The organism is Microbacterium sp. UBA3394 (assembly GCF_002358725.1).
GTDB lineage: Bacteria > Actinomycetota > Actinomycetes > Actinomycetales > Microbacteriaceae > Microbacterium > Microbacterium luteum.
This window is the reverse complement of record NZ_DEPK01000247.1, coordinates 1-6202: the sequence shown is the minus strand read 5'-3', so window position 1 is coordinate 6202 and position 6202 is coordinate 1. Positions and strand designations below refer to the sequence as shown.

The 6202-nt window shown below is 72.5% G+C and carries 5 protein-coding genes and 1 pseudogene; all 6 read left to right on the top strand.

Going from position 1 to position 6202, the window contains the following annotated elements:
• The first annotated feature begins 49 nt into the window (after positions 1–49).
• Positions 50–1825 (top strand): ABC transporter ATP-binding protein, encoded by a 1776-nt coding sequence (locus B4E30_RS14715; protein WP_286795889.1) that lies wholly within the window; start codon positions 50–52, stop codon positions 1823–1825.
• A 28-nt stretch (positions 1826–1853) separates the two neighbouring features.
• Positions 1854–2972 carry a Gfo/Idh/MocA family protein gene (locus B4E30_RS14710; RefSeq protein ID WP_286795886.1) on the top strand — a complete coding sequence of 373 codons (1119 nt, stop codon included), beginning with the start codon at positions 1854–1856 and terminating at the stop codon, positions 2970–2972.
• Positions 2969–3868 (top strand): PmoA family protein, encoded by a 900-nt coding sequence (locus B4E30_RS14705; protein WP_286795883.1) that lies wholly within the window; start codon positions 2969–2971, stop codon positions 3866–3868. Before B4E30_RS14710 ends, B4E30_RS14705 begins: the two co-directional genes overlap by 4 nt.
• Positions 3865–4620, top strand: a complete 756-nt coding sequence (locus tag B4E30_RS14700) for a cupin domain-containing protein (RefSeq protein WP_286795881.1) — start codon at positions 3865–3867, stop codon at positions 4618–4620. Before B4E30_RS14705 ends, B4E30_RS14700 begins: the two co-directional genes overlap by 4 nt.
• 53 nt (positions 4621–4673) lie before the next feature.
• Positions 4674–5774, top strand: a complete 1101-nt coding sequence (locus B4E30_RS14695) for a Gfo/Idh/MocA family protein (RefSeq protein WP_286795880.1) — start codon at positions 4674–4676, stop codon at positions 5772–5774.
• A gap of 1 nt (position 5775) precedes the next feature.
• Positions 5776–6202: pseudogene (locus B4E30_RS14690) on the top strand (hypothetical protein); the annotation flags it as partial.

Sequence of the window (6202 nt, the reverse complement as noted above, 5' to 3'; positions counted from 1 at the left end):
GGCGCATCCGCCGGTGACGCCGCGCAGCATCGGCGCTACCATGGACACGATGTCTCGGAAAACGCTTCCCGACTTGTCGGACGCCATCGACGGCCAGCGCCCGACCCGGTCGGTGCTCCGGCTGCTGCTGCGGCGACCGTGGCGGATGCTCGTGGCGGTTCTCGCGTTCGCCCTCAAGGAGATCCCGCTGTGGTTCCTGCCGGTGATCACCGCCGCGATCATCGACATCGTCGCCGACGGCGGCGACGTCTCCGCCCTGCTGTGGTGGTTCGTGCTGGCGGTGGTGCTCCTCGCCCAGAACTACCCGAACCACATCCTCTACACGCGGCAGTTCATGACCGTGGTGCGCGACACCGGCGCCGATCTGCGCAACGCTCTCGCGCAGCGCCTCCAGAGCCTGTCGATCGGATACCACTCCCGCATCAGCTCCTCGATCGTGCAGACCAAGGTCGTGCGCGACGTCGAGAACGTCGAGCTGATGCTGCAGCAGGTGACCCACCCGCTGCTGTCGGCGACGATGGTGATGATTGGGGCCCTCGCGATGACCGCGATCGCGGTGCCGCAGTTCCTTCCCGTGTACGGCCTCGCCGTGCCGATCGCGATCGGCATCCGCTACGGCCTGCGCAAGCGCTCGCGCAGCCGCAACGAGCTGTTCCGGCGCGAGGTCGAGGTGCTCTCGGCGCGCGTGGGCGAGATGGCCTCGCTCATGCCGGTGACCCGTGCGCACGGCCTCGAGCGCACGGCCGTCACGCGCGTGGCGACCGGCGCAGACGGGGTGCGACGCGCGGGGCTCAACCTCGACATGCTCAACGGACACGTCGCCTCGATCTCGTGGGTCGCGATGCAGCTGCTCGGAGTCGGCTGCCTCGTGCTGGCCGCGGTCTTCGCCCTGACCGGGTTCCTCCCGATCACCCCCGGTGAGGTCGTGCTGCTGTCGACCTACTTCACGCTCCTGACCCAGGGGCTGACCCAGCTGCTCATGCTGATCCCGGTGGGTGCCCGCGGGCTGGAGTCGGTGCGCTCCATCGCCGAGGTCATGCAGGAGCCCGACCTCGAGATGAACGAGGGCAAGCGCCCCGTCGACGCCGTCCGCGGCGAGATCACCCTGGCGCAGGTGTCGCACCGCTACCCCGGCGCCGACGAGGATTCCCTGCACGAGGTCGACCTGCGCATCCCCGCGGGACAGACCGTCGCCTTCGTCGGCTCGAGCGGGTCGGGCAAGTCGACCATGCTGAACCTCGTGCTGGGCTTCCTCCGCCCCACGGGTGGACGCATCCTGCTCGACGACGTCGACATGCAGGAGCTGGACCTGCGCACGGCGCGCCGGTTCGTGTCGGTGGTGCCGCAGGAATCGGTGCTGTTCGAGGGGACGATCCGCGAGAACATCGGATACGGCCTCGACGACGTCTCCGAAGAGCTGATCCTGCAGGCGCTCGCCGATGCGAACGCCCTGGAGTTCGTGCAGGCGCAGACGCACGGCCTCGACACCCTCGTGGGCGAGCGCGGTGCGCGCCTGTCGGGCGGTCAGCGTCAGCGCCTCGCGATCGCCCGCGCGCTCATCCGCGACCCGCGCATCCTGCTCCTGGACGAAGCCACGAGTGCGCTGGACCCCGAGTCGGAGCAGCTGGTGAAGGAGGCGCTCGGTCGCCTCATGGCCGGGCGCACCACCCTCATCGTGGCCCACCGGCTGTCGACCATCCGCCAGGCGGACCGCATCGTCGTGCTCGAACGCGGACGCATCGTCGAGCAGGGGAATCACGCCGAGCTGCTCGATCTCGAGGGCCGCTACGCCGACCTGCACCTCACGCAGGCCGGATCGATCTGAACCGACACCGACTCGAGGAGGAGTCTTCGTGACCACCGCATCCCCACCGCTGCGGGCCGGCATCATCGGCACCGGCGCCATCGCCCGGGCCCACGCGACCGCGATCGCCGAGCTCGACCCCCGGATCACCCTCGTCGGCGTCGCCGATCTCGACCCCGCGCGTGCGGTCGAGTTCGCGGATCGCTTCGGCGGACCGGCGACCTACGCGACGGCGGATGAGCTGCTCGCCGCCGCGGACCTCGACATCGTCTCGGTGTGCACACCGCCGCAGACCCATGCGCCCCTCGCGATCGCGGCGATGCGGGCGGGCGTGCCGGTTCTCGTGGAGAAGCCCACCGCGCTCAGCCTCGCCGAGGTCGATGAGCTCGCCGCCGTCAGCGAGGCGACCGGCGTTCCGATCCTCACGGTCTACCAGCACCGGTTCGGCGCGGCGGCGCTGCGGCTGCGCCGGCTGGTCGCCGACGGCGCCCTCGGACGCCCCCTGGTGGCCACGTGCGAGACGCTCTGGCACCGCCCCGACGAGTACTTCGCCGTGCCGTGGCGCGGGCGCTGGGACACCGAGGGCGGCGGACCCACGATGGGGCACGGCATCCACCAGTTCGACCTGCTGCTGAGCATCCTGGGGCCGTGGTCCGAGGTGTCGGCCATGGCCGCACGGCAGTCGCGGCCGACCGACACCGAGGACGTGTCGCTGGTGCTCGCCCGGTTCGACAACGGCGCCCTGGCCACCGTCGTCAATTCGGTCGTGTCGACGCGCGAGACCACGCGGCTGCGCGTGGACTTCGCCTTCGCGACGGTGGAGCTCGAGCACCTCTACGGCTACACCGAGGCCGACTGGCGGTTCACCCCGGCTCCCGGCCACGAGCACCTCGCCGATCTCTGGCGCACGGGCGCCGACGGCGACGATGTCGTGAGCGGGCACCGCCTGCAGTTCGCGGCGATCATCGACGCCCTCGCCGGCGGCGGCGAACCGGAGGTGTCGATCGTGGATGCGCGACGCACGCTGGAGTTCGCCGCGGCGACCTACGCCTCGGCCTTCCGCGGCGTGCGGGTGGCGGCGGGAGAGATCTCGGGCGACGATGCCTTCATGACCCGGATGGACGGCGACGGCGCGCCCTGGGCGCCGGTGAAGGAGACCGCGGCATGACGCTCACGATCACGCGCGAGGACACCCGGCTGAGAGTGACCGCCGACGCGGTCGAGATCGCGACCTACGTCTTCGGCGCCGACGCGCCGGCCTTCGAGGGACCCAAGCCCTACCTGCATCCGATCCGCGCCCTCGACGGTGGGCTGCTCACCGGCTTCCGCCCGTGGGACCACCGCTGGCACAAGGGGCTGCAGTTCACGTGGACGCACGTGTCGGGCGAGAACTTCTGGGGCGGCCCGACCTACGTCGACGGCGAGGGCTACGTCGCTCGCGACAACGTCGGCCGCATGCGCCACGACGGCTTCACCGCGATGCACACCGCCGGCGACGAGGTCTCGTTCCGCGAGGATCTCACGTGGATCACCCAGGCCGGCCGGGAGTGGATCACCGAGCGGCGCACGCACCGCTTCGGCAGCGTCGACCGCGAGCGGGGCCTGTGGGTCCTCGATTTCGAGACGACGCTGCACAACGTCAGCGGCGGGACACTCGAACTCGGCAGTCCCACCACGCAGGGGCGGCCGAACGCCGGCTACACGGGCTTCTTCCTGCGGATGCCGCGGGCGTGGACCGGGGGGACGGTGACCTCGCCCGTCACCTCCGATCCCGACGAGCTCATGGGCGCCGAGGCGCCGTGGGTCGCCTTCTCCGGACAGCACGACGACGTGGACGGCGGGGGCACGGTGCTCTGCTACGCCGGGCGGTCGTCGGCGCCGCCGCCGGTGAAGTGGTTCGTGCGCACCGAGCCGTTCCCGGTGCTCAGCCCCTCGCCGTCGTTCGACGAGCACATCGCCTTCGCGCCCGACACCGAGATCACCCTCGCGCACCGATACGTCTTCGGCGACCGCATGTGGGATCAGGACGAGGCCCGCGCGATCGCGACGGAGCTGGCACCGTGACCGCGGGTCACCCCCTCACCGGGCCGATCCGCGTACCGCCCCTCTTCCCCGGCGGAGTCGCGGTGAGCGACCTGTGCGTCTACGACACCGAGGGCGCCGACGGGCTGGCGGGCGGCTCGCCGCACCTGCATACGGCCTCGAGCGAGGGCTACGTGGTCACCGGCGGCACCGGCGAGGTGCACACCCTTTCGCATGCCGGCGCGGCCATCCATCCGCTCGCTCCCGGGGAGATCGTCCACTTCTCGCCCGGGACCGTGCACCGACTGGTGAACCGCGGCGATCTGCGCCTGGTCGTGGTCATGCAGAATGCGGGCCTCCCCGAGGCGGGGGATGCGGTGCTCACCTTTCCGCCCGACGTCCTCGACGATCCCGACGCCTACGCCGCCGCCGCGACCCTTCCCGGCGGCGACCCCGACGTGCGGGCCTCAGCCGCGCGTCGCCGCCGCGACCTCGCCCTCGAGGGCTACCGGCAGCTGCGCGCGCAGATCCGCGACCGGGGACCGGAGGCGTACGCGGAGTTCCACCGCCGCGCCGCAAAGCTCGTGCAGCCCCGCGTCGCGCAGTGGCAGCAGCAGTGGACGCGCACCGTGGCCGCCGAGACGGAGCGCACGCGCGACCAGCTCGCAGCCCTCGCCGACGGCCGCCCCGGCCTGATGTCCGACGCCGCCGTCGTGCGCGCCGAGCCGACCCCCGGCCCGCGGGGGTTCGGGATGTGCGGGCGCCTGCAGACCTGGCGATGGCCCGCGGGCTGACCCCGCCTCGGCCCGCCGCCGACCCCCGAACGTCTTCCCATGGAGGAGAGCTCATGACCACCGACCCCGACCGCGTTGTGCGGTGCGCCCTGGTGGGCACCGGCAACGTCGCGCGCCTGCACGCTGAGGCCGTCGCCGCCGACCCCGCCGCCCGGCTGGTGGCGGTGACCGACCTCTCCGCCGAGGCCGCCCGCGCGTTCGCGGAGACGCACGGCGTTCCGGCCGTGCACGACGACCTCGACGCCCTGCTGACGAGCGAGCATCCCGACGTCGTGCTGATCTGCACGCCCCCGGCGGTGCACCGCGAGCAGGCGCTCGCGGCGTTCGCGGCCGGAGCGCACGTGGTGGTCGAGAAGCCCCCCGCACCGAGCCTCGACGAGCTCGACGACATGCGGCGCGCCGCCGACGCCGCCGATCGGCGCCTCGCGGTGGTCTTCCAGCAGCGCACCGGCACCGCCGCCGCGCACGTGAAGCACCTCCTCGACAGCGGCGCCCTCGGCCGCCCGCTGATCGCCCAGTGCCAGACGCTGTGGTTCCGTGACGCGGACTACTTCGCCGTGCCGTGGCGCGGCAGGTGGAGCACGGAGGGCGGGGGCACCACGCTCGGGCACGGCATCCATCAGCTCGACCTGCTGGCGTTCCTGCTCGGCGATTGGGCGAGCGTCGAGGCGCGGATGTGGCGGCTGGACCGCGAGACCGAGACCGAAGACGCGTCCACCGCCACCCTGCGCTTCGCCGGCGGCACCGTCGCGCAGGTCGCCGCGAGCGCGGTCTCCCCGCGCCAGACCAGCTCGATCCGCATCGACACGCAGAAGGCCACCGTCACGGTCGACCACCTCTACGGCCACGGTCACGAGAACTGGGCGATCACCCCGGCGCCCGGGTTCGAGCACGAGGCGGCCGCGTGGGAGCTGCCGTCGCGCGAGATCCCGAGCGGTCATGCGCCCCTGCTGCACGACGTCTTCACGGCGTTGCGCGCCGGCGGGCCGCTCCCGCCGACTGCCGATGCGCCGGCGCGGTCGCTGGAGATCGTCGCGGCGATGTATGCATCGGCCGCCGCCGACGGGCGCCCGATCACCCCCGGTGAGCTCGCGACGCATCCGACGCACCGCACGGGCTTCGAGAGCCCGGTGACCGACCTGCGGCCGCGCTGACATGCCGACCCCACCGCTGAATCCTGCGGCGCCCGCACCCGGCGAGGTGTACCGCGACCCCGTCTACGACGGCGCGACCGACCCGACCGTCGTGCGCGCACCGGAGGGGTGGTGGATGTTCTACACGCAGCGCCGTGCGACGCATCCCACCCCCGGCCCGGGGGTCGCGTGGGTGCACGGCAGCCGCATCGGCATCGCGCAGAGCGGTGACGGCGATCGCTGGGAGTATGCCGGCACCCTCTCCCCCGGCGACGGGAGCGCCCTCGCACTCACACCCGGACCGCCGCCGCTCGAGGTCGATCGCACGCACTGGGCACCGGAGGTGATCCACGACGGCACTGGCTGGCGGATGTACCTGACCGAGATCACCGGCGTCCCCGATCAGTGGGAGGGCCACGCGCGCAACATCGTGGAGTACACCTCCGACG